17 protein-coding genes and 2 tRNA genes are annotated in these 24,172 nt (G+C 67.7%); 15 read left to right on the forward strand and 4 right to left on the reverse strand.

All coding sequences use genetic code 11. From position 1 onward, the window contains the following. Positions 1 to 107 precede the first annotated feature (107 nt). Complete coding sequence (cgtA, locus tag VGU03_RS00005) at positions 108 to 1,178, forward strand: Obg family GTPase CgtA (protein WP_327477566.1); 1,071 nt, start codon at positions 108 to 110, stop codon at positions 1,176 to 1,178. A 172-nt stretch (positions 1,179 to 1,350) separates the two neighbouring features. Further along, positions 1,351 to 2,376 carry a N(4)-(beta-N-acetylglucosaminyl)-L-asparaginase gene (locus VGU03_RS00010; protein WP_327477568.1) on the forward strand — a complete coding sequence of 342 codons (1,026 nt, stop codon included), beginning with the start codon at positions 1,351 to 1,353 and terminating at the stop codon, positions 2,374 to 2,376. 123 nt (positions 2,377 to 2,499) lie between these two features. Here the strand turns inward: VGU03_RS00010 and rpsT are convergent, their stop codons facing one another. Continuing rightward, complete coding sequence (rpsT, locus tag VGU03_RS00015) at positions 2,500 to 2,763, reverse strand: 30S ribosomal protein S20 (protein ID WP_017460878.1); 264 nt, start codon at positions 2,761 to 2,763, stop codon at positions 2,500 to 2,502. Positions 2,764 to 2,959: 196 nt separating this feature from the next. Here rpsT and murJ point away from each other — a divergent pair, with 196 nt between their 5' ends. The 5 genes from murJ (at position 2,960) to ispH (ending at position 10,199) form a co-directional block, all read left to right on the forward strand. Continuing rightward, positions 2,960 to 4,567: a murein biosynthesis integral membrane protein MurJ gene (gene murJ / locus VGU03_RS00020; protein WP_327477570.1), complete on the forward strand. Its 1,608-nt coding sequence runs from the start codon at positions 2,960 to 2,962 to the stop codon at positions 4,565 to 4,567. Between the two features lie 67 nt (positions 4,568 to 4,634). Then, on the forward strand, positions 4,635 to 5,588 hold the full coding sequence (locus VGU03_RS00025; protein WP_327477572.1) for a bifunctional riboflavin kinase/FAD synthetase: 954 nt from the start codon (positions 4,635 to 4,637) through the stop codon (positions 5,586 to 5,588). A gap of 136 nt (positions 5,589 to 5,724) precedes the next feature. Continuing rightward, entirely contained in the window at positions 5,725 to 8,586 is a 2,862-nt protein-coding gene (gene ileS / locus VGU03_RS00030; protein ID WP_327477574.1) for an isoleucine--tRNA ligase, read from the forward strand. 136 nt (positions 8,587 to 8,722) lie between these two features. Then, entirely contained in the window at positions 8,723 to 9,223 is a 501-nt protein-coding gene (gene lspA / locus VGU03_RS00035; RefSeq protein ID WP_327477576.1) for a signal peptidase II, read from the forward strand. Between the two features lie 13 nt (positions 9,224 to 9,236). Further along, positions 9,237 to 10,199 carry a 4-hydroxy-3-methylbut-2-enyl diphosphate reductase gene (ispH, locus tag VGU03_RS00040; RefSeq protein ID WP_327477578.1) on the forward strand — a complete coding sequence of 321 codons (963 nt, stop codon included), beginning with the start codon at positions 9,237 to 9,239 and terminating at the stop codon, positions 10,197 to 10,199. A gap of 52 nt (positions 10,200 to 10,251) precedes the next feature. Here ispH and VGU03_RS00045 read toward each other — a convergent pair. Then, positions 10,252 to 10,327 (reverse strand) — tRNA-Thr (locus VGU03_RS00045). A 239-nt stretch (positions 10,328 to 10,566) separates the two neighbouring features. Here VGU03_RS00045 and VGU03_RS00050 point away from each other — a divergent pair. From VGU03_RS00050 to VGU03_RS00080, 7 genes are all read left to right on the forward strand, one after another. Next, positions 10,567 to 12,441: a diguanylate cyclase gene (locus VGU03_RS00050; RefSeq protein ID WP_327477772.1), complete on the forward strand. Its 1,875-nt coding sequence runs from the start codon at positions 10,567 to 10,569 to the stop codon at positions 12,439 to 12,441. Between the two features lie 126 nt (positions 12,442 to 12,567). Continuing rightward, positions 12,568 to 13,146 carry a type IV pilus modification protein PilV gene (pilV, locus tag VGU03_RS00055; protein ID WP_327477580.1) on the forward strand — a complete coding sequence of 193 codons (579 nt, stop codon included), beginning with the start codon at positions 12,568 to 12,570 and terminating at the stop codon, positions 13,144 to 13,146. Beyond that, positions 13,143 to 14,492, forward strand: a complete 1,350-nt coding sequence (locus tag VGU03_RS00060; protein ID WP_327477582.1) for a PilW family protein — start codon at positions 13,143 to 13,145, stop codon at positions 14,490 to 14,492. The genes pilV and VGU03_RS00060 overlap by 4 nt, the downstream gene beginning before the upstream one ends. 29 nt (positions 14,493 to 14,521) lie before the next feature. Further along, positions 14,522 to 15,172 carry a pilus assembly PilX family protein gene (locus VGU03_RS00065; protein ID WP_327477584.1) on the forward strand — a complete coding sequence of 217 codons (651 nt, stop codon included), beginning with the start codon at positions 14,522 to 14,524 and terminating at the stop codon, positions 15,170 to 15,172. Between the two features lie 15 nt (positions 15,173 to 15,187). Continuing rightward, complete coding sequence (locus VGU03_RS00070; protein WP_327477586.1) at positions 15,188 to 19,663, forward strand: PilC/PilY family type IV pilus protein; 4,476 nt, start codon at positions 15,188 to 15,190, stop codon at positions 19,661 to 19,663. Between the two features lie 11 nt (positions 19,664 to 19,674). Continuing rightward, on the forward strand, positions 19,675 to 20,097 hold the full coding sequence (locus VGU03_RS00075; RefSeq protein ID WP_327477588.1) for a type IV pilin protein: 423 nt from the start codon (positions 19,675 to 19,677) through the stop codon (positions 20,095 to 20,097). Positions 20,098 to 20,102: 5 nt separating this feature from the next. Further along, complete coding sequence (locus VGU03_RS00080) at positions 20,103 to 20,708, forward strand: GspH/FimT family pseudopilin (protein WP_327477589.1); 606 nt, start codon at positions 20,103 to 20,105, stop codon at positions 20,706 to 20,708. Between the two features lie 53 nt (positions 20,709 to 20,761). Here the strand turns inward: VGU03_RS00080 and VGU03_RS00085 are convergent. Further along, positions 20,762 to 20,836, reverse strand: a tRNA-Val gene (locus VGU03_RS00085). A gap of 105 nt (positions 20,837 to 20,941) precedes the next feature. Between VGU03_RS00085 and VGU03_RS00090 the strand changes: the two genes are divergently transcribed. Next, positions 20,942 to 21,268 (forward strand): lipid-A-disaccharide synthase N-terminal domain-containing protein, encoded by a 327-nt coding sequence (locus VGU03_RS00090; protein WP_327477590.1) that lies wholly within the window; start codon positions 20,942 to 20,944, stop codon positions 21,266 to 21,268. A gap of 109 nt (positions 21,269 to 21,377) precedes the next feature. Here the strand turns inward: VGU03_RS00090 and metH are convergent, their stop codons facing one another. Then, positions 21,378 to 24,062: a methionine synthase gene (gene metH / locus VGU03_RS00095; RefSeq protein ID WP_327477591.1), complete on the reverse strand. Its 2,685-nt coding sequence runs from the start codon at positions 24,060 to 24,062 to the stop codon at positions 21,378 to 21,380. Positions 24,063 to 24,172 lie beyond the last annotated feature (110 nt).

The following is a 24,172-nucleotide window of genomic DNA, read 5'->3' on the forward strand; positions in this document are numbered from 1 at the left end:
TCCCCGTTCCCCGTTCCCCGTTCCCCGTTCCCCGTTCCCCGTTCCCCGTTCCCCGTTCCCCGTTCCCCGTTCCCCGTTCCCCGTTCCCCGTTCCCAGGCCCCAAGCCATGAAATTCGTCGACGAAGCAATCATCAAAGTCCAGGCCGGCGACGGCGGCAACGGCTGCGTCAGCTTCCGCCGCGAGAAGTTCATTCCGTTCGGCGGCCCCAACGGCGGCGACGGCGGCCACGGCGGTTCGGTCTGGCTGGTCGCCGACGAGGGTCTCAACACGCTGATCGATTTCCGCCACCAGCGCAGCTTCAAGGCCCAGCGCGGCGAGAACGGCATGGGCTCGGACATGTACGGCAAGGGTGGCGAGGACACCACCATCCGCGTGCCGGTCGGCACCGTGGTCACCAACGTGGATACCGACGAGACCATCGGCGACCTCACCCAGCACGGCCAGCGGCTGCTGGTGGCCGAGGGCGGCAAGGGCGGCCTGGGCAACATCCATTTCAAGAGTTCGGTCAATCGTGCGCCGCGCAAGTCCACGCCGGGCACGCCGGGCGAGGTGCGCGAGCTCAAGCTGGAGCTCAAGCTGCTGGCGGACGTGGGGCTGCTGGGCTTTCCCAATGCCGGCAAGTCCACCTTCATCCGCGCCGTCTCGGCCGCGACGCCGCGCGTGGCCGATTACCCGTTCACGACCCTGCATCCCAATCTGGGCGTGGTGAGCCTGGGCACCGACCAGAGCTTCGTGATCGCCGACATCCCCGGCCTGATCGAGGGCGCCGCCGAGGGAGCCGGACTGGGCATCCAGTTCCTGCGCCACGTTTCGCGCACGCGGCTGCTCCTGCACCTGGTGGACATCGCGCCGATCGACGACACCGATCCGGTGGAGCAGGTGCGCGCCATCGAGCAGGAACTGGTCAAGTTCGACCCGCAGTTGCTGGAGCGTCCGCGCTGGCTGGTGCTCAACAAGGCCGACGTGCTGCCGCAGGACGAGCGCGAGGCGGTGGCCCAAGAGATCGTCACGCGGCTCGGCTGGCAGGGACCTTGGTTCCTGGTGTCGGCGATCGCGCGCGAGAACACCATGGCGGTGTGCCAGCAGGTGCAGCGCTTCTTCGAGGCGCAGCACCAGGCGCGCGAGGAGCGCACGGACATGCTGCCGGGAGACGTACGACTGCGTGGCGAGCCGTAGGCGGTCTTCCCCAAGGCTTCCCCATCAGCCTGTCCGCAACTTCCCCCCGTAGGCGGGAGGAGGTCTCAGTAGTGGGGCGTTGCGCACGGTCTCGCGCAGGACTGCCGAAGGCTCGCCTGTCCAGCCTCGATGACGCATCATGCGGAGCCTCTACCCGAGGAATCCTCTGCCCATGCCCTCCCGCCGCGAGTTCCTGAAGGCCTCCATGCTGACCGCCGGTGCGCTCGCCGCGCCACGCTTCGCGGCCGCCGCCACCGCACCATCGAGGGGCGCCCTGCCGGGCGCGGGCGGCGCCCGCGTGGTCTCCACCTGGGATTTCGGCGTCCCCGCCAATCGGGCGGCCTGGAGCGTACTCGCCACCGGCGGCAAGGCGCTGGATGCGGTGGAGCGGGGCGCGCAGGTGCCCGAGTCCGACCTCAACAACCACAGCGTCGGCAAGGGCGGCTATCCGGACCGGGACGGCCACGTCACCCTGGACGCCAGCATCATGGACGGTGACGGTCGATGCGGCGCGGTGGCCTGCCTGGAGCGCATCGCCCATCCGATCCGCGTGGCGCGCCGGGTGATGGAGGCCACGCCGCACGTGCTGCTGGTCGGCGACGGCGCGCTGCAGTTCGCCCGCGAACAAGGCTTCCACGAGGAGAACCTGCTCACGCCCGAGGCCGAGCAGGCCTGGCGCGAGTGGCTCAAGACGGCCAGGTACAAGCCCGTGGCCAACAGCGAGAATCTCGACTACCACCGCAGCATGCTGCCGGGCGGCAAGCACAACCACGACACCATCGGCATGCTCGCCGTGGACGCGCATGGCCACCTGGCCGGCGCCTGCACCACCAGCGGCATGGCGTGGAAGATGCACGGGCGCGTCGGCGACAGCCCGATCATCGGCGCCGGACTCTACGTGGACGGCGAGGTCGGCGGCGCCACGTCGACCGGCGTGGGCGAAGAGGTGATCCGCAACGCCGGCAGCTTCCTGGTGGTCGAGTTGATGCGCCAGGGGCGCAGCCCGCAGGAGGCCTGCGAGGAGGCCGTGCGGCGCATCGTCAAGAAGCGGCCCGACGGCGCCAAGGAAATCCAGGTCGGTTTTCTCGCGCTGCGGCGCGACGGCGCGGTGGGCGCCCATGCGATCCAGCGCGGCTTCACCTACGCCGTGTGCGATGCGGGCAAGCAGGACGGCCTGTTCGCATCACCCAGCGTGTGAATCGCCCAGGGTTTCCTGAAGTCCTCGGCTCCGGCGCACAGCCGGGGCCGCCTGCCTTTCTTGCGGACAAACGAAAAGGCCGGCTTGCGCCGGCCTTTCCACCAACCCGGATGGGACGCTGGCTTACGCCAGCTCGCGGATCTTCGCGTTCAGGCGGCTCTTGTGGCGAGCGGCCTTGTTCTTGTGGATCAGGCCACGCGCGGCGTAGCGGTCCATGACCGGCTGGGCGGCGGCGAAGGCTTCCACGGCGGCGGCCTTGTCCTTCGCCTCGATGGCCTTGACGACCTTCTTCAGGGCGGTGCGCACCATGGAACGGGCGCTGACGTTGCGCAGGCGGCGCTGCTCGGACTGGCGCGCGCGCTTCTTCGCGGACTTGATGTTGGCCAAGGTAGAACTCCAGAGAAGGCTTGGGTTGGAAAAAGACGGGCAATTATGGGCCCAATGCATTGGCCGGTCAACTGTTTAGGGCCTCTGCCGCGGCAAGGGGCGCGCCAGCCACCACGCCGCCACGCGGCCGCTACCTGCGCGCCCCGGCAGGCTGTCACACTACGCGCTTTGATCGCGCCCGGATTCCGTTCCACGCATGAAGTCTCCCAGCATGTTCCGCGGGCTGCTCTCCTTCAGCAGCATGACGATGGTTTCGCGCGTGCTCGGGCTGGTGCGCGACATGGCGATCAACGCCGCCTTCGGCGCGAATGCCGCGACCGACGCATTCTGGGTGGCGTTCCGCATCCCCAATTTCATGCGCCGGCTGTTTGCCGAGGGCTCCTTCTCCACCGCCTTCGTGCCGGTGTTCACCGAGGTCAAGGAGAAGGGCAGCCACGCGCAGCTCAAGGACCTCATGTCCCGCGTTTCCGGCACGCTGGGCGGCGTGCTGCTGCTGGTGACGGCGCTGGGCCTGATCTTCGCTCCGCAGGTCACCACGCTGTTCTCGCCGGGCGCGCTCGACGAGCCGAGGAAGTTCGAGCTGACGGTCGAACTGCTGCGGCTGACCTTCCCGTTCCTGCTGTTCGTCTCGCTGACGGCGCTGTGCGGCGGCGCGCTCAACAGCTTCCACCGGTTCGGCCTGCCGGCGCTGACGCCGGTGATCCTCAACCTGTGCATGATCACCGGCGCCTTGTGGCTGTCCCGGCGCCTGCAGACGCCGATCCTGGCGATGGGCTGGGCGATCCTGGCCGCGGGCATCCTGCAGTTGCTGTTCCAGTTGCCGGCGCTGCGCGGGCTGGACCTGCTCACGCTGCCGCGCTGGGGCTGGGGCCATCCGCAGGTGCGCCGGATCATGCGCCTGATGGTGCCCACGCTGTTCGGCTCTTCGGTCGCGCAGATCAACCTGCTGCTGGACACGGTGATCGCCTCGCTGCTGATCGCCGGGTCGCAGAGCTGGCTCTCGCAGGCGGACCGGTTCCTGGAGCTGCCCTTGGGCGTGTTCGGCGTGGCGCTGGGCACGGTGATCCTGCCGTCGCTGTCGCGCCACCACGTGGCGACCGACCACGCGGGGTTTTCCAAGGCGCTCGACTGGGGCCTGCGCACCACGCTGCTGATCGCGGTGCCGGCGATGTTCGGGCTGATGCTGCTGGCCGAGCCGCTGGTGGCCACCTTGTTCCAGCACGGGCATTTCAATGCCTTCGACACGCGCATGGCCACCTTGTCGATCACCGCGCTGAGCTTCGGGCTGCCGGCCTTCGCCCTGGTCAAGGTGCTGCTGCCGGCGTTCTACGCGCGGCAGGACACGCGCACGCCGGTGCGCGCCGGCGTGGCTTCGCTGATCGCCAACATGGTGTTCAACCTGCTGTTCGTGACGCTGCTGTTCGCGCTGTGGGCCACGCCGGCGCAGAAGCAGGCGCCGTGGCTGCAGGCGCTGGCGCAGGTGCCTGGCCTGCACATGGCGCTGGGCATGGCCAGCGCGCTGGCCAGCTACATCAACCTGGGCCTGCTGTGGCACTGGCTGCGCCGGGCCGGGGTATACGAGCGCCAGCCGGGCTGGACGCGCCATGCGGCGCGCCTGGCGGTCGCCTGCCTGGCGATGGTCGCGGTGCTGCTGTTCGGGCGCTGGCTGTGGCAGGACTGGACGGCGGTATCGACCTTCACGCGGGCCTGGCGCCTGGCCGTGCTGGTCGGAGCGGGCGGGCTGACCTACATGGTTTCGCTGTTCGCCATGGGTTTCCGGCTCGGCGAGTTGCGCGGGGTCTGAGGCTCTGGGCCTGCCTGCGGGCGGGAGAGCGCACAGGACGTCGGCACGGCTTTCGTATACTGGCCGGATGACAACACTTTCCCGGGACCTCGTGGGCCCCTGCCTGGCGCCTGCGGGCAGCGTGGTGGCCATCGGCGCCTTCGACGGCCTGCATCGTGGCCACCAGGCCCTGTTGGCCGAGGTGCGCATCCGCGCCCAGGCGCTGGAGGCGACGCCGGCGGTGATCAGCTTCGAGCCGTTGCCGCGGGCCTTTTTCTCGCACGAACCGGTGCCGCGGCTGTCGAGCGCGCGCGAGAAGCTCCAGGGCTTCGCCGCCGCCGGCATGGCACGGGTGCTGCTGCTGCGCTTCAACGCGGCGCTGACCGCGCTATCGGCGGAGGATTTCGTGCGCCGCGTGCTGGTCCAACGGCTGGCCGCCCGCGAGGTCTGGGTGGGCGAGGACTTTCGCTTCGGGCACAAGCGGGCCGGCGACGTCGCCCTGCTCGAGCGCATGGGCGCCGAGCTGGGCTTCGGCGTGCGGGTGATGCCGCCGGTGCTGCTCGAAGGCACCCGCGTTTCGGCCACGCGCGTGCGCGCGCTGCTGGCCGCGGGCGAGTTCGCCGGCGCCGCGCCGCTGCTCGGGCGGCCGTTCGTGATCGAGGGCCGGGTCGAGCGCGGCAACCAGCTCGGTCGAACGCTGGGGTTTCCCACGGCCAACATCCACCTGCGCGGGCGCGCGAGCCCGGTGCAGGGGATCTTCGCCGTGCGCGTGGGCCTGGGCGAGGCCCCATGCAGCTGGCCGGGAGTCGCCTCGCTGGGCCTGCGGCCCACCGTCAACCAGGTCGCGCAACCGCTGCTCGAAGTGCATCTGTTCGATTTCGAGGGCGATCTCTACGGCCGCCGCATGGCGGTGGAGTTCGTCGCCAAGCTGCGCGACGAGCAGAAGTTCGATGACCTGGCGGCGCTCACTGCGCAGATGCATTCCGACGCCCGCCTGGCGCGCGAGCTGCTAGGCATGAACCCGCGGCTGGCCGAAGCCTGACCCGCTTTGATCGGGGCGCTTCGGGCGCGGCCGGGCACCGAGGTCTCGCCTGCCGCTACCGCAGCGCAGCAATTTCCACTAGCTTTAATGGTTCGCCAGCGCGTGTCGCGTCTTGCGCGACCCACGGACACCCACCATGACGCACGACTACAAGAGCACGATCAACCTGCCGCAGACGGAATTTCCGATGCGCGGCGACCTGCCCAAGCGCGAGCCGCACTGGCTGGCCGAATGGGAGCGGGTCGGCCGCTACGCGCAGATCCAGCAGCACGCCGCCGGGCGCGACAAGGCCTTCGTGCTGCACGATGGCCCGCCGTACGCCAATGGCGCGATCCACATCGGCCATGCGGTCAACAAGATCCTCAAGGACATGGTGGTCAAGTCCAAGCTGCTGGCAGGCCATCGCTCGCCGTACGTGCCCGGCTGGGACTGCCACGGCCTGCCGATCGAGATCGCGGTGGAAAAGAAGTACGGCAAGCCGGGCGAGAAGCTGGACGCGCGCGCGTTCCGCCAGAAGTGCCGCGAGTATGCGCAGGAGCAGATCGACGCCCAGCGCGCCGACTTCAAGCGGCTGGGCGTGCTGGGCGACTGGTCGCATCCGTACAAGACGATGGACTTCCGCTACGAGGCCGACATGCTGCGTGCGTTGGCGCGCATCGTCGCCAACGGCCACGTGGTGCGCGGCGCCAAACCGGTGTACTGGTGCTTCGACTGCGGCTCGGCGCTGGCCGAGGCGGAGATCGAATACGGCGACAAGGTCTCGCCCGCGGTGGACGTCGCCTACGACGCGGTCGATCCGAAGGCGCTGGCGGGCAAGTTCGGCGTCGACCCGGGCGATGCCGTCGTCGCCGTGCCGATCTGGACCACCACGCCGTGGACGCTGCCGTCCAGCCAGGCGGTGGCGCTGGGTGCGGAACTCGAATACGCGCTGGTCGAAGGCCCCGCACGCGAGGGCCGGCGCGTGCTGCTGGCGATCGCCAGCGCGCTGGTCGAGCCGGCGCTCAAGCGCTACGGCGTCGATAACGCGAGCGTGCTCGGCCACGCCAGGGGAGCGGACCTCGACGGTCTCAGGCTGCGTCACCCGTTCTACCCGCGCGAAGTTCCCATCCTGCTCGGCGAGCACGTGTCCGCCGAGGACGGGACGGGCGCCGTGCACACCGCGCCCGACCATGGCATGGAGGACTTCATCGTCGGCCGCGACAACGGCATCGGCACGCTCAACTATGTCGGCTCCCGCGGCGCCTACCGCGAGGACGTGCCGGCGGCCGACGGCCTGGCGCTGGCCGGCATGCACATCTGGAAGGCCAACGACGCCATCGTCGAGCTGCTGCGCGGCCGCGGCGTGCTGCTGGCGCACGCGAAGATCGAGCACAGCTACCCCAACTGCTGGCGCCACAAGACGCCGGTGATCTTCCGCGCCACGCCGCAGTGGTTCATCGGCATGGAGCAGGCGGACCTGCGCGCGACCGCGCTCAAGGCGATCAAGGACGTCCGCTGGGTGCCGACCTGGGGCGAGGAGCGCATCGCCGGCATGGTCGCCGGCCGCCCGGACTGGTGCATCAGCCGCCAGCGCACCTGGGGCGTGCCGATCGCGCTGTTCGTGCACAAGGCCACGCAGGAACCGCACCCGGATTCCGTCGCGCTGCTGGAACAGGTGGCGAAGAAGGTCGAGCAGGGCGGTGTGGATGCCTGGTACGAACTGGATGCCGCCGAACTCCTGGGTGATCAGGCCGGCGACTACGAGAAGGTCACCGACATCCTCGACGTCTGGTTCGATTCGGGCGTCACCCATTTCTGCGTGGTCGGCCAGCGGCCGGAGCTGCAGCAGGGCGATGCCGCGCAATACAAGGTGATGTACCTGGAAGGCTCGGACCAGCATCGCGGCTGGTTCCAGTCCTCGCTGCTGACCTCCTCGGCGATCCACGGCCGCGCGCCCTACGACGAGGTGCTCACGCACGGCTTCACCGTCGATGCGTCCGGCCGCAAGATGTCCAAGTCGATCGGCAACGTGGTGGCGCCGCAGAAGGTGATGGACACGCTCGGCGCCGATGTGCTGCGCCTGTGGGTGGCCTCGGCCGACTACCGCAATGAGATGACCGTCTCCGATGAGATCCTGAAGCGCGTCTCCGACAGCTACCGGCGCATCCGAAACACCGCGCGCTTCCTGCTCGGCAACCTGGACGGCTTCGATCCGGCCAGGCACCTGCTGCCGGTGGAGCAGACCCTGCCGCTGGACCAGTGGGCCGTGCAGCAGGCCTACGACGTGCAGCAGGCGGTGATCGGGGCCTACGAACGCTACGATTTCCCCGACGTGGTCGCGCGCGTGCAGAACTTCTGCACCAACGAGATGGGCGCCTTGTACCTGGACATCACCAAGGACCGGCTCTACACGATGCCGACCGACAGCCACGGCCGGCGCAGCGCGCAGAGCGCGATGTTCCGCATCGCGCAGGCGCTGGTGCGCTGGCTGGCGCCGATCCTGGCTTTCACCGCCGAGGAGATCTGGCAGCAACTGCCCGGTGCGCGCGGCGAAAGCGTGTTGTTCGAGACCTGGTACGACGGCCTGGCCGCCACGCAGGGCTCGCCCGAGCAGCGCCGCTGGTGGGCCGACCTGCTGGCGATCCGCGAAGCCGGCGCGCGCGTGCTCGAGGGCATGCGCAAGGCCGAGCGGATCGGTGCGTCGCTCGAAGCCAGCCTGGCGATCCACGCCGATCCCGCGCTGGCGGAGCGCTACGCGTCGGCGCAGGAAGAATTGCGCTTCTTCTTCATCACCTCCGAGGCCTCGCTGGGGCCGCTGATGCCGCGCGCGGACGATGCCGCCAAGGTGGAGCTGGCCAGTGGCGAGGCCTGGGTTTCCGCGGCGGCGACCGACGCGGCCAAGTGCGTGCGCTGCTGGCACCGCCGTCCCGACGTGGGCAGCCATCCGGATCATCCGGAGCTGTGCGGCCGCTGCGTGGAAAACGTGGCGGGGCAGGGCGAGACGCGCCGCTGGTTCTGACTTCGAGCCCCTCTCCCTCCGGGAGAGGGGGTTGGGGTGAGGGTTCGGGCGAGGCTCACTGTCGCGCTCCGCCCGAACCCTCACCCGCCCTGTCGGGCACCCTCTCCCGGTGGGAGAGGGAACAAGCGAGAGGCCCATGCACCCCAAACCCAACGCCTTGCCCTGGTTGTTTGTTTCCTTGCTGGTCATCGCACTCGACCAGCTCAGCAAGTTCTGGGCATTGCACGCCCTGCAGCCGGCCGGCATGCCGCACCCGGTGATCCCGGGTTTCCTCAACTGGACGCTGGCCTTCAACACGGGCGCGGCCTTCAGCTTCCTGGCCGAAAGTACCGGCTGGCAGCGCTGGTTCTTCGTCGCGCTGGCGCTGCTGATCAGCGGCGCCCTGGTGGCATGGCTGGCGCGGACCCCACGGCGCGACTGGCGTACCGCCCTGCCGTTGGCGTTCGTCGTCGGCGGCGCGCTGGGCAACCTGGTCGACCGCCTGCACGCAGCCCAGGTGACCGACTTCATCCAGGTCTACTACCGCCAATGGAGCTATCCGGTCTTCAACGTGGCCGACTGCGGCATCACGGTGGGCGCGGTGCTGCTGATCCTGTTCGGCATGCGGAGCGGGAAGGACGCGGGCTACGTGCGATAATCGCGTGATGTCCATGGATATCCTCCTTGCCAATCCCCGCGGCTTCTGCGCCGGCGTCGACCGTGCCATCGCCATCGTCGAGCGCGCGCTGGAGTCCTACGGCGCGCCGATCTACGTACGCCACGAGGTGGTGCACAACCGCTACGTGGTGGAAAAGCTGCGTGCCGACGGCGCCATCTTCGTCGAGGAACTGCACGAGGTGCCCGACGGCGCCACGGTGATCTTCAGCGCGCACGGCGTATCGCAGGCGGTACGCGAGGAAGCGGCCGGGCGCGGGCTCAAGGTGTTCGACGCCACCTGTCCACTGGTCACCAAGGTGCACATGGAGGTGGCCCGGCTCGGGCGGATCGGGCGCAGCGTGGTGCTGATCGGCCATGCCGGCCATCCCGAGGTCGAGGGCACCATGGGCCAGTGGAACGGTGCCCACAGCGGCGAGATCCTGCTGGTGGAATCGGTCGAGGACGTCGCCGGGCTGGCGCCGCGTTTCGCGCACCAGTTGTCCTACGTCACCCAGACCACGCTTTCGGTGGACGACACCAAGGCGATCATCGCCGCGCTGCGCGAACGCTTTCCCGATATCGAAGGGCCGCGCAAGGACGACATCTGCTACGCCACGCAGAACCGCCAGGACGCCGTGCGCCGGCTGGCCGGGGCGGTTGACCTGGTGCTGGTGGTGGGCTCGGTCAACAGCTCCAACTCCAACCGCCTGCGCGAGCTCGCGGAAAAGCAGGGCGTGCGCGCCTATCTCATCGACGGCGCGGAACACATCGAGCGCAACTGGCTCGATGGCGTGTCCCGCATCGGCCTCACCGCAGGCGCCTCCGCCCCGGACAAGCTCGTGCGCGATGTCATCGCCAGGCTGCAGTCCTGGGGCGCGGGCCCGGTGCGCGAGCTGGAGGGCGAGGCCGAAACCATCACCTTCGCCTTGCCTCGCGAGCTGCGCCTGGACGGCGGCAACGTTCCCGCCAGCCTCTGATCCGCGTCAGCAACGAAAAAGGCCCGCGCGAGCGGGCCTTTTTCGTTGCGACTGGTGCCGGAAATAGGATTCGAACCTACGACCTACGCATTACGAATGCGCCGCTCTACCAACTGAGCTATTCCGGCAAAGAGGCGGAAATTCTACGGATCGGCCGCGGCACACGCAAGCGCGGCGAGCGTGGCAAGCTTGAGGCCGGAGCGGTTGGCGCAGGGATCGACAGGGGGCGTCGCCCGCTACAGTTTCGAGTGCTCCGGCCGCTAAGGGGACGCATGCTGCCAGAGCTCGCCAGGGAAGGGCGCCCACCGGATTCCTGATCTTGCCCATACTGACGCCTCGAACAACACTGACGCTGCGATTCGTGTCGATGTTGTTGTTGTGCGTCCTGCTGGGACGCGCGTTCGCGACCGTGCCTCCGGGCAAGGCGGAGGCGTTCGACCAGCTCGCCGGCAAGCTGGAGCGTGGCGAGATCGCGCCTGACAACCAGGCGGGCATGCTCCAGGTGCTCGAGCAGGTGAAAGGCCTGGTGCCTCCAGGCGACGCGCGCCGCGAGCTGCGCTACCGCTACCTGTTCTGCATCCTGGGCATGGACGCTTCGCCCGCCGAAGGCATCGCCTATGCGGAGCGGGGGTTGGCCGACGCCCGGCGGATCGGCTACGCGGAAGCCGAGATCAACTTCCATTTCTGCCGCGGCTCCAACCAGGAGGCGCTTACCACGTCGCGTGATGCGCTGGTCGACTACGACGCCGGCATCGCGCTGGCGCGGAGCCACGAGAACACGCGCCTGGTCGCCGACGGCCTGACCTGGCGCGGCAGCGTGCAGTCGCTGCTGGGCGAGCACGCCCTGGCGCTGGTGGATTTCCTGGAGGCGCAGAAGTTCTACGCGACCAGCGGCGCGCCGATCGAAAGCGAGCAAAACCTGTTCAACATCGCGGTGGCCTACCGGCGGCTCGGCGAATCGGCGCAGGCGCGCGAGTACCTGGACAAGCTGTTGGCCCTGGGCGAGCAGCGCCACGACCGGGCGCAGCAGCTCGCCGCCCACATGCAACTGGGTTTCCTCGACAGCGAGGTGGGTGAGCAGGCGTCCGCCGAAAGCCATCTGCACAAGGCGCTGGCGCTCGCCAGGGCAGTCGACAACCGCTCTCAGGAAGCCGGCATCCACCTGGGGCTGGCGCAGGTGGACAACCAGCAGGGGCGCTACGCCCAGGCGCTGGACGAGCTGGCTCTGGCGCAACCCGGGTTTGCGCGCATGGGCGACCGTTCCAACCGCGACATGATCTTGCTGCAGACCGCCAAAGCCCATGCGGGCCTTGGCCAACACGACCAGGCGATCGCCGAGTACGCCCAGGCCGAGACGCTGCTCCAGCAGAGCGGCAACCTGCGTTACCTGGCCGAACTGCTCGATGCGCGTGCGCGCAGCTACCAGGCGCTGAACCGTCTGCAGCCGGAGGTGACGGATCTGCGCCGCCTGGTAAAGGTGCGTGAGGCGCTGGACCGCAAGGCGCATTCGGACAACGCCACACTGATGAACTACCAGTTCCAGACCGCCCAGCGCGACCAGGAGAACCGTCGCCTGGCCGCCGACCGCGCGCTGAAGGAACAGCAGCTGCAGTCGCTGGAGCACGTGCGGCACTGGCAGCGGGTGGCGCTGATGCTGGGCGGAGTGCTGATCCTCATGCTGCTGTGGCTCGCGGCCCGCCAGTTCCGCCGTTCGCGCAAGCTGCACAGGCTGGCGATGACCGATCCGCTCACCGGCATCGCCAACCGCCGCCACATCGAGGAGCTGGCGCGGCGCGCCCTAAACGATGCCCGCGCGCAAGGCGAGTCCCTGTGCGTGCTGGTGGTGGACGTGGACCACTTCAAGGCGGTGAACGATGCCTTCGGCCATGCGGTGGGCGATCAGGTGCTGGTGCGCATCGCACAGGCCTGCAGGCAGGTGTTGCGCCGCTTCGACATGCTGGGCCGGATGGGCGGCGAGGAGTTCCTGATCGTGCTGCCGGACACCTCGCTGGAGGTGGCCCTGCAGATGGCCGAGCGGCTGCGGCGCAAGCTCGAATCGCTGTCACTGGCCAATCTCGCTCCGAGCCTGAAGGTCACCGCCAGCGTCGGCGCGGCCGAAGCCGACCACGAGTCCGACGACCTGTCCGAGTTGATCCGCCGTGCCGACACGGCGATGTACCGCGCCAAGGACGCCGGCCGCAATCGGGTCGAAACCCTGGCGGCACGGGCCGCCGTAGTGTGACGTTCGCCACGGCCGGCTGAGGCTCCGCTACCGCTAATCGGGGAAAAGCCACCTTTCGTCTGCTGACGTCTGGCAGGCCGCGCCGTGCTGCCTATGCTGGCGGCCGCGTGATCCGGGAGGGGCCGAATGAATCGTTACGCACCGCGCAGCCAGCGCGGCGTCTCGCTGATCGAGGTATTGGTGGCCGTGCTGGTCTTCAGCGTGGGCATGATCGGCGTGGCCGGCCTGCTGATCATGGCGACGCGCTCCAACCACACGGCCTACCTGCGCACCCAGGCCGCCTTCCTCGCCAGCAACATGGGCGACCGCATGAGCGCCAACCCGGTGGGCGTGTGGATGGGCAACTACGATTCCTCCAGCTATCCGGTCAGTGCCAGCACGGCGGCCAACAACGATTGCAGCGCGGGCTGCACGCCTGATGCCCTGGCGCAGTCCGACCAGCGTGCCTGGAGCCGCCAGCTGAAGACCTTCCTGCCGCAGGCATCTGCCAGGATCCGCTGCGACAAGACCAACGCAGGGTACACGCCGGACGCCTGGGTGCCGCCCTCGGCGTCGACCAGTCCCACGGCGCCCGTCACCACACCCGGCCAGATCGGCATGCGCCCGCCTTATGGCGGCACCTGCTCGATGCACATCTCCTGGTACGAGCAGGACTCCCTCGGTCCCTCCAGCCAGCAAACGTTCGACTGGGAGTTCCAGCCATGAGGAGCTGGGCAATGCAGGGCGTGGCTCGCCGCCACGCGGGCGTGACGCTCATCGAACTCATGGTAGCCATGGTGCTGGGCCTGATCGTCGCGGCCGGCATCGTCTCGGTGTTTCTCTCGACGTCCAAGAGCAACCGTGTGCAGAACCAGATGGCGCGGCTGCAGGAGGAGGGGCGCTTCGCGGTGACACGCCTCAAGGACGAGCTGCGCATGGCGAACAGCCAGTACTGCACCAATTCCGGTGGCGTGGCCAAGGCCGCCCCGACCTCGCAGGTGTACCTGGACGGCCTGCGTTCGCCCAAGGTCTACGCCAAGGGCGGCAAGACCGTCACCGGCGCCATGGCCGACGTGACCACCGGCTGGGGGTCGACCAGCGGCACCAACACCTATCCGTCCGAGCCCACCGCGGCCTACAGCTTCCCTTCCTACCTGTCGATGCGCGGCTACGACTGCGGCAAGACCACCTGTGCGCCGGACGACCCGAACAGGACGGTGCCCGCCATTCCCGCCATGGGCACCGCGTTGAACAAGCGCGTGGTGGGCACCGACGTACTCACCCTCCGCTACATGGATTCCTCGCGCGGCTGGTCGGTGGTGGCGCCGGGCGTCACCGGCACGCACCTGGCGGTGTCGGCGAGCAGCCCCAACATCATCCAGAGCATCACTTTGGCGCAGGCTATTTCCAGCGAACCCCCCGCGAGTGATTTTGCTTCCGGCCACCTCGCGGTGCTTGCCGACTGCTCCGCGGCACAGGTGTTCGCGGTGGCCAAGGCGAGCAGCACGGTGCTCACGCCCGACAGCTCTAACAACTACGGTGCGCCCGCCCCGCAGCAGCCGCTGTCGGCGCCCAAGGTGTTCGACTTCAACACCGACTACCAGACCGTCACCTATTACGTGAAGGTGATCGACAACGGCAACGGGCAGCGCACCGGTGCCCTGATCCGGCGCGTCAACGGCACCGACCAGGAACTGGTGCGCGGTGTCGAGCGGCTGGATTTCCGCTACGGCGTGCAGGACGCCAGCGGCACGATCCGCTACATGCACGCGGGCGACGTCGACAAGGCGACTGGCATCACCTGTCCGCCCGGTGAGCCGCAGGCCATCACCACGGCTGGCTGCCTGTGGCGCGCCGTCGCCACCATCGAGGTGAACCTGGTGATGGATGGACAGGATCCGCTGTACACCCTGACGGCGGCGGACCTTGCATACAGCTATGCGATCGACGGCAACTACACGCCGGTGGCCCCGTCGGCGCATGCCATCAAGCCCAGCGACCAGGGCTTCGTCGATCCGCTGATCCGCCGCGAGTTCACCGCGGTGGTCGCCGTGCACAACTTCAATCCGTGACCGGCGAAATCCGACCCATGGTGCATGTCATGAAACATTCCCGTCCCCTGTGGAATCGCCGCCATGCCCAGAAGGGCGCGGTGCTGGTGGTGGCCCTCGTGTTCATGGTCCTGTTGACCATCCTGGCCATCAGCGCCTCCGGCCGGTCGCTGCTGCAGCAGCGCATGGCGGGCGGCCTGCGCAACGCCGGTCTGGCCGAAATGAGCGCGGAAACCGCCCTGCGCGGCGCGGAGTGGAAGCTGTGGACGAGCACCTCCAAGCTCACCAGCACCCCGCTGCTGTGCGGCACCGGCGTGCTGGCGGGGAGTTGCTACGTCTACGACCCGGGCAACGCCGCGGTCTACGGCTCCAGCGGCATCGTCACGACGTTCCGCACGAGCCCTACCTGGACCGACGCCGGCGCGCAGACCTACAAGGGGCCGGGCAGCTCCATTGACTACACAAGCAGGACCACCACCGACCGGCTCGCCAGGAATCCGGTCTACCTCATCGAGGACATGGGCGTGGAGCTCCCCCCGGGCGTGAACGGCGGCCTGCACGAATCCGGCGCCACCGGGGCGGGTGGCGGCGGGGTGGGCAGCACCAGCCGCCACATCTACCGCATCACCGCCCGCGCCACGGGTGGCGACAACAACACGGTGCGCGTGCTGGAGAGCACGTTCGCCGCCAAGAGCAACTGAGCCGGAGTCATTGCCATGCTGCGTATCCGTTCCGCACCGTCTGGCAAGCACGCCCTCGCCATCGGCCTTGCGCTTTCCCTGCTCGGCGGGTGGGCAGCGCCGTTCGCGCCGCAGGCGCGCGCCGAAGGGTCGGCCCTCTGGGTCGGCGCGGCGCTGGCCGTTGCCGCCACCACGAGCACGCCGGTCGCGGCGGTCGAACTGAGTCCGACCCCGCCCAACGACACCCAGGGCGTCGCGCCGAACATCGTGGTGACGTTCGACGACTCCGGTTCGATGGCGAGCAACTACATGGGCGACAACCGGCCGTTCGACAACGGCAGTTGGAGCGGCCCGTGGCGCTGTGCCGGTGTGATCGACCCCCGCATCACCGATGCCACCGATATCCGCTCGAACGCCATGAACGGCGTGTACTACAACCCCAACGTGCGCTACGTACCGCCCATCAAGGCCGATGGAACATCGTTCCCGAATGCCGATGCCACCCTCGTGCGAGTGCCGCAGGACGGCATCGGCGTCAACCGGCCCTACAACAAGAAGACGCTGGCCGCGGCCGGCGGCTACAACAACAATCCCAATCTCACCTTCGACACGACCGCAGCCACCGACCTGACCGGCACCGTCAAGGTGACCTATCCCACGGTAGTGACCACCTACGCCGCGTTCGGTAGCACCTGTCCGGCCGACGCAGACGCCGGTTCGTGCTCGAACAATACGTCGGGCACCTCCGGCAGCGGCAGCAATGCGGTCTATGCGTTCTGGTATTCGGGAGCCGGCAACGTCAGCGGTTCGGGGGCGAGCATCGTCGTGTCGGGCGTGGGCCTTGTGATCAGCAGGACCTCCAAGAACAACTATATGGTCGCCACCGGCGACAAGACCAGTCAGAGCAACACGCCCACCAAGAATTACGTGACCTGGACGGTGACGAGCACCAACACGTCGGGCACGCCGACCTTCAGCAGCGACAACCGCTGGAAGTGCGGCTATGGTTCCTCGCCGATGGATCCGAGCAAGACGGGGCCGGACGGCAGCACCTACCCCAACGGCGGCCCCTATTACTACCGGTACAAATCGACGGCTCCCGCCATCACCACGAATGCGTACGGCAAGCCCGATGCCGGCGGCCTGGCCAATCTCTACACGGCCGGCAACTGGGAGGCGGTGGCCATCCCCAACACCAACACGACGATCAACGGCGTCACCGTCAACCAATGGCAGAACTTCGCCAACTGGTATGCCTATTACCGTACGCGCAACCAGATGACGCGCACCTCGCTGTCGCGCGTATTCGGCGGCCTGGGCAGTGCCAGCTCCAGCGGCGGCTACGGCAACCCGTTCCGGGTCGCCTGGCAGAACCTCTATACGACCAGCACCTTCAACTTGCAGGCGAACACCATCATCAGCGCCCTGATGGATACGAACTCGCCATCGACGTGCGATGCGAGCCAGACCGATCCGGTCGCCGTCGGGCTGGTGGCAGGCTCGGCCAAGACTCCGCCAGGCTGCTACCGCAGCGCCTTTTTCAACTGGATCTTCAGCGTCAACGCCACCGGCGATACGCCAGCGCGCGCCGCCGCGATCCGTGCCGGCAAATTCTTCCAGCGCGGGTACAACGCCGCCACCAGGACGGGCAACACGGGGGCGACGGGCGACCTCCACGATCCCTACTGGGAACCGCCCAAGACTTCCGGCGCCGACGGTCTGGAGCTCGTCTGCCGGCAGAACTTCCACATGCTGGTGACCGACGGCTACTGGAACGAAACCAACCCGGCCCTGCCTACGCCCTTCAAGGACGGGCAGACGGCCACGACCCTGCCCGACGGCACGGCGTACAGCGTCACCGCGGCGGAGTCGCGCGTGTTCTGGAACGTGCAGGGAGCCAAGCTGGCGTCATCGCAGGCGAACATCGCCTACAACTACTGGGCCACCAACCTGCGCCCGGACCTGTATGACCCGGCCAACGGCAAGGTCGTGCCTCCCTACATGCCCGATACGTCCACCGGCGTGATCTCCGGCGCGACCTCCGCGAGCCTGGAAAAATATTTCAATCCCAACAACGACCCGGCCAACTGGCCGCACATGGTCGAGTACATGGTCACCCTGGGCGTGCCGGGCAACCTGATCCATTCCAGCGACGTCGACTGCAACAACGCCACCGCCAACGACATCTGCGCCCTGCGTCGGGGCAGTACGAATTCCACCGGCGCCATCGGCTGGTCCACACCCCTGAACAACGATCCGACCGGCATCGACGACACCTGGCACGCGGCGATCAACAGCCGCGGCGCCTATTTCAATGCCGCCAATCCGCAGAATCTGGTGGACCAGATGAGCGCGATCCTCACCAACATCAGCGCGCGCAGTGCGCCTGCGCTGACCGGTGCGGTGAACACGTCCGTGCTCGTACCGGGGGCGCTGGCCTTCAGTACCGGCTACAGCACGTCCGACTGGTCGGGTGTGCTGCAGGCGGTGGGCGTCAATGCCGACGGATCCCTCTCGAAGTCGGCGCTGTGGGACTCGGGCGCCCTCCTGGACGATGCGACCAAGACGCCGCCCAGCTCCCGCGCGATCTATACGGCGAAGGAGGGGAGCGACGGCAGCTTCGCCGGCGGCGTGGATTTCAGGACCTTCACGGCCCTGGACACGGCCGCCCAGGCCTTGCTGGGCGGTACGCCGGCAAGTGCCGGCGCGACCGACACCGGCCAGGCCCGGCTCGACTACCTGCGCGGCGATCGGACGAACGAGGGCGCGACCTTCCGTACGCGCGCCCATCTGCTGGGCGCCATCATCGGTTCGCAGGCGCTCTACCTGTCCTATCCGGCCAGCGGCTATCGCAGCACCTGGCCTGCCGGAGCGCCGGAGAACGATGCGGCCGGCTGCGCCAGCGCCACGCCGCCGAGCTGCCATAGCTACGAGTATTTCGTGAACGCCCATCTCGACCGCAAGCCGGTGGTGTACGTGGGCGCGAACGACGGCATGCTGCACGCTTTCGACGCTTCGCAGTACGAGGACACCTCCGTGACCCCGAGCGTCATCAAGCCGACCGCCGGAGCGGGCAAGGAGCTCTTTGCCTATGTGCCGCGCTCGGTCTACGCCAACCTCGGCGCGTTCATGTCCAAGAGCAACTTCAAGTTCATGCCCACCGTGGATGGCACGCTGGCCACGCGCGACGTGTACTTCAGCCAGGACGTCAGCTCGCCCGTCAGCACCAGCAAGGGCTGGCACACACTGCTGGTCGGTAGCCTGCGCCTGGGCGGGCGTGGCATCTATGCGCTGGACGTCACCGACCCGACGTCGATGTCGGCCAGCAAGGTGCTGTGGGAGTTCAACGCCGACCAGCCCGACCAGAGCACCTGGACGGACGGGACCCACACCAACCCCGGCGGCAAGCCTGCCCATCTCGGCTATACCTTCGCCCAGCCGAACATTGGCCGCCTGCCCAACGGCAAGTGGGTGGTGCTGGTGGCGGGCGGCTATTTCCCGGATTGCAGCAAGGCGCCCTTTACCTCGTCCAATTGCTCCTATCCGGCAGCGGCATCGAACAAATACAGCTCGCTGTTCATCCTCGATGCGCAGACGGGCAAGCTCATCCGGGAGATGACCACGCCGGATCCGGCCGCGGTTCCTGGAGCGGTGGCGAGCCATGGCCTGGCCACGCCCGTGCTCGGCGACTACAACAACGACCAGGTGGACGACGTGGCCTTCGCCGGTGACCTGGACGGCAACGTCTGGCGCTTCGACCTGAGCTCGTCCGATCCGAACCAGTGGAGCGTGAGGCTGCTGTTCAAGCCGGCGACGGCCGGCGCGCAGCCGATCACCTCGATGCCGCGCCTGTTCGCCGATCCGGTGAGCAGCCGCTTCATGGTCGTGTTCGGCACCGGCAAGTACCTGGGCACCTCCGACAACACCAGCGGTAGCGCCACGACCCAGGCCGTCTACGGCATCCGCGACAACAACACCAACCCGTGGACGGCGGCGGACCTCATCCAGCAGACGCTGAGCGAGACGACGTCCACCGACGGCAAGACGCTGGCGCGCGGACTCACCAATTACGCGGTGCCCAGCGCAAAGGGCGGGTGGTACTTCAACCTCGGTCCCAGCACGTCCTCGCAGGGCGAACGCGTGGTGGTGACGCCGGGGGCGCTTTTCGACACGGGGCGAGTGGTGATCCAGACGCTGATTCCCGGCACCAACGATCCCTGCAGCGCCACCATCCAGGGCGCACTGATGGTGGTGGACGCCTCCAGCGGCGGCTCGGGTGGTGGCCTGGCCGGTCCGCCGGTGTCCGGCTGGGGCGGCGGGAACCCCGGCGACACCTCGGTGGTCGGCGGGCGCGTGGACAACCCCCGCACGAACGGGTCGGTGCCGCTGGTCACCACCATCGGCGGCGGCAACATCCTCATCCCGGGCCTCAAGCTCTCGGGCGGCAATGTGCTCAACATCAACGACGCCATCTGGCGCCGCCGCTCGTGGCGGCAGGTAAACAACCCATGAGGAGGCGCTGCATGCGCAAGTACAGGGGCTTCAGTTTGATCGAGCTGATGGTGGTGGTCGCCATCATCGCGATCATCGCCGCGTTTGCCGTGCCGAGTTACCTCAACTACGGCATCCGCGCCCGCCGCAGCGACGGGCAGAACATGCTTCTGCGCGTGGCGGATGCGCAGGAGCGCTATTACGCGGCCCACAACAGCTACGGCTCGCTCAACCAACTGGGCTACACCACCGCTGCCTCCAAGCTCTCCGAGAAGGGTTACTACCAGCTCGGTATGGAACCGTCCTCGGACAGCACATCGGCGGTGGCGTACACGGCCACCGCAACGCCCGTGAGTGGCAGCCCGCAGGTCAAGGACACCTGCGGTGCGCTCACGATCGACAATGCGGGCGTGAGAGGGCAGGCCGGCAGCACTACCAACGGCACCTGCTGGTGAGCGCCATGAATGCGCAGGGACAGGGCCGGGGGTTCACGCTGCTGGAGCTGATGGTCACGCTGGCGGTGGCCGCCATACTCGCCGTTATCGCCTTGCCGAGCTTTCGCGACCTGCTGCGCAAGAACCAGGTGGGCTCGGCGAGCAACGCCTTGCTGGCGGATCTTTCCTACGCGCGCAGCGAAGCCATCACGCGCGGAAACATCGTCTCGATCTGCCCCTCCTCGGACGGAGCGAGTTGCACGACGAACGGGCAGGCCTACGAGTCGGGCTGGCTGGTCTACAGCTACACCCCCGGCAACGGCAAGGCCACGACCGCCTTCGATTCATCCAAGGCGAGCGCAACGGGCACCAACCAGCTGCTTCGCTATACCCAGGCACGCGCCGGGGTATCCGTGCAGTCGAACTCCACCAGCATCATCAGCTTCGGTCCCCAGGGGCAGACCCTGCCGGCGACCAGCACGTACACCTTCTGGACCTGTTTTCGCGCCGAGGGCGAGCCCGGCACCGGCACCAGCACCACGCGCGTGCCCGGTACGGCGCTTTCGGTCAGCGCATCCGGCAGCGTGACCTCGCAACCGCTGGGCAGCCAGGCGGCTTGCACGCCGTCCTGACGCGAGCGCGCGGGCAAAGAAAAACCCGGCACGAGGCCGGGTTTTTTTATGCGTGGTGGGCGATGCAAGGATCGAACTTGCGACACCTGCCGTGTGAAGGCAGTGCTCTACCGCTGAGCTAATCGCCCGCCGGGAGCGCGAAACTATACGGAGGCGGCGGCGGAAGGTCAATGGGTGCGGCGGCGATCCATGGCGTTGGGTAGAATGCGCGCCTTTCCGGCACGGCCAATCCCATGGGCATCTTTCCGCACATCATCGAGTCCATCCAGCGTTTCCAGCTCACGCCATGGAAGCTGGTGGGGTTCGCCGGCACCTTCATGTTCACCAGCCGCTGGTTCGTGCAGCTGTACTACACGCGCAAGCACAAGCGGGTGGTGATGCCGCTGTCGTTCTGGTGGCTGTCGGTGTTCGGCAGCGCGCTGCTGCTGGCCTACTTCGTCGTGGGCAAGAACGATTCGGTGGGCATCCTTTCCAACTTTTTCCCGGTGTTCGTGTCGGTCTACAACCTCATCGTGCACCTGCGTCACCGCAGGGACAGCGTCACCGGCGACGAGGTATGAAAGCCTGATCCAGCAAACGGGCGGAACTTGCCTGCATAGGCCCTGCCTTAGCTGAAGCTGGATTCCCGTTTTCGCGGGAATGACGACACGGAAGCGAGCCGCCGTCGGTTCAGTCGGGGTCGTAATCCAGGTTGGAAGCGAGCCAGCGCTCGGCTTCCTGGAGGCTCCAGCCTTTGCGCCGCGCGTAATCCTCGACCTGTTCGCGGGTTAGGCGGCCCACCACGAAATACTGGCTGTCCGGGTGCGAGAAATACCAGCCCGACACCGCGGCTGCCGGGTACATCGAGAAGCCCTCCGTGAGTTCGATGCCGGCGTTCGCGGTGGCGTCGAGCAGGCGGAAGAGGGTGGTCTTCTCGGTGTGGTCGGGGCAGGCGGGATAACCGGGGGCGGGGCGGATGCCCTGGTAGTTCTCCGCGATGAGCGCCTCGTTGTCCAACGCTTCGCTCGGCACGTAGCCCCAGAACTCGCGGCGCACGCGTTCGTGCATGCGCTCGGCGAAGGCTTCGGCGAGGCGATCGGCCAGGGCTTTGAGGATGATCGCCGAATAGTCGTCGTTGTCGACGCGGAAGCGTTCCAGGTGGGGCTCGATTCCCAGACCCGCGGTTACGGCGAAGCCGCCGATCCAGTCGGGTTTGTCGTATTCCTTCGGTGCGATGAAGTCGGCCAGGCAAAGGTTGGGCCGTTCGATCGGCTTGTCGGCCTGCTGGCGCAGATGGTGGAGCGTCACCTTGCCGCCGTCCGTCCGGATCTCGACGTCGTCCATCACATTGGCGGCCGGCCAGAAGCCGATCACCGCGCGGGCGGTGAGCCACTTCTCCGCGATGATGCGATCGAGCATTTTCTGTGCGTCGCCGAACAGTTCGGTCGCCTGTGCACCGACCACCTCGTCGGTGAGGATGGCCGGGTAATGGCCGGCCAGTTCCCAGGCCTGGAAGAACGGTGTCCAGTCGATGTAGCGGCGAAGCTCCGCCAGGTCGTAGTCGTCGAACACGGTGAGCCCCGGCTTGGCCGGCTGCGGCGGCTCGTAGTTCGCCCAGTCGCAGGTGAAGCGCTGCGCGCGGGCCTTCTCCAGCGGCACCAGCTGCTTGCCGGGGCCACGATGGCGGTGTCGCTCGCGCACCTCGGCGTACTCGGCGCGGATCTTCGCCATGAAGCCGTCGACCAGCTCCTTGCTGACCAGCGACTGCGCCACGCCGACCGCACGCGAGGCGTCCTTGACCCAAACGCAGGGCGACTTGTAGTGCGGCTCGATCTTGAGCGCCGTATGCGCGCGCGAGGTGGTGGCGCCGCCGATCAGCAGCGGCACGGTGAAGCCCTGGCGCTGCATCTCGCGGGCGACGTGGCCCATCTCTTCCAGAGACGGCGTGATCAGGCCGGACAGGCCGATCATGTCCGCCTTCTCCGCGATGGCGGTGTCCAGGATCTTCTGTGCAGGCACCATCACGCCCAGGTCCACCACGTCGAAGTTGTTGCAGCGGAGCACCACGCCGACGATGTTCTTGCCGATGTCGTGCACGTCGCCCTTGACCGTGGCCATCACGATCTTGCCGTTGCTCTTGCCGACGTCGCCGGTGCGCGCCTTTTCGGCTTCGATGTAGGGCAGCAGATAGGCCACCGCCTTCTTCATCACGCGCGCGGACTTGACCACCTGCGGCAGGAACATCTTGCCGGCGCCGAACAGGTCGCCGACGACGTTCATGCCGTCCATCAGCGCTCCCTCGATCACGTCCAGCGGCCGGGCGACCTGCTGGCGGGCTTCCTCGGTGTCCTCGACCACGTACTGGTCGATGCCGTGCACCAGCGCGTGGGCGAGCCGTTCGCGCACGGGCTTCTCGCGCCAGGCGAGGTTCTCGACGACGGCCTCGCCTTTCTTCTTCTTGTAGTTGTCGGCGATCTCGAGCAGGCGCTCGGTGGCATCGGGACGGCGGTTGAGCACCACGTCCTCCACGCGCTCGCGCAGCGTGGGGTCGAGGTCGTCGTAGATCGCCAGCGCGCCTGCATTGACGATGCCCATGTCCATGCCCGCCTTGATGGCGTGGTAGAGGAACACCGAATGGATCGCCTCGCGCACCGTGTCGTTGCCGCGAAAGGAGAACGACACGTTGGAGACGCCGCCGGAGACGTGGCTGGCGGGGAAGCGTTTCTTCAGTTCGCGGGTGGCCTCGATGAAGTCGACCGCGTAGTTGTTGTGCTCCTCGATGCCGGTGGCGATGGCGAAGATGTTGGGGTCGAAGATGATGTCTTCGGGCGGGAAGTCGAGCTGTTCGGTGAGCAGCTTGTAGGCGCGCGAGCAGATCTCGATCTTGCGCTCGGCGGTGTCGGCCTGGCCTTCTTCGTCGAAGGCCATCACCACGGCGGCGGCGCCGTACTGGCGCACCTTGCGCGCGTGCTCGAGGAACGCTTCCTCGCCTTCCTTCATCGAGATCGAGTTGACGATGCCCTTGCCCTGCAGGCAGCGCAGGCCGGCCTCGATCACGCTCCACTTGGAGGAGTCGACCATCACCGGCACGCGGGCGATGTCCGGTTCGGCGGCGATCAGGTTGAGGAAGCGCACCATGGCCGCTTCCGAATCGATCAGGCCTTCGTCCATGTTGACGTCGATGATCTGCGCGCCGTTGGCGACCTGCTGGCGCGCCACCTCCACGGCTTCCTCGTAGCGATCTTCCTTGATCAGCTTCTTGAACTGCGCCGAGCCGGTGACGTTGGTGCGCTCGCCGACGTTGACGAACAGCAGGTCAGGGGTGATGACCAGCGGCTCGAGGCCGGAAAGACGGGTGTGGCGGATAGTGGTCATGCGTCTACTTTGGCTTTTGCTCCCTCTCCCGCGTCCTTCATCAAGGATCGGGGAGAGGGCTGGGGTGAGGGGGCGGGGCTTGCGAACAGACCCGAAAGAGCCGGCCTTGA

Origin of the sequence: Frateuria sp. (genome assembly GCF_035944355.1) — a bacterium.
GTDB lineage: Bacteria > Pseudomonadota > Gammaproteobacteria > Xanthomonadales > Rhodanobacteraceae > Frateuria_A.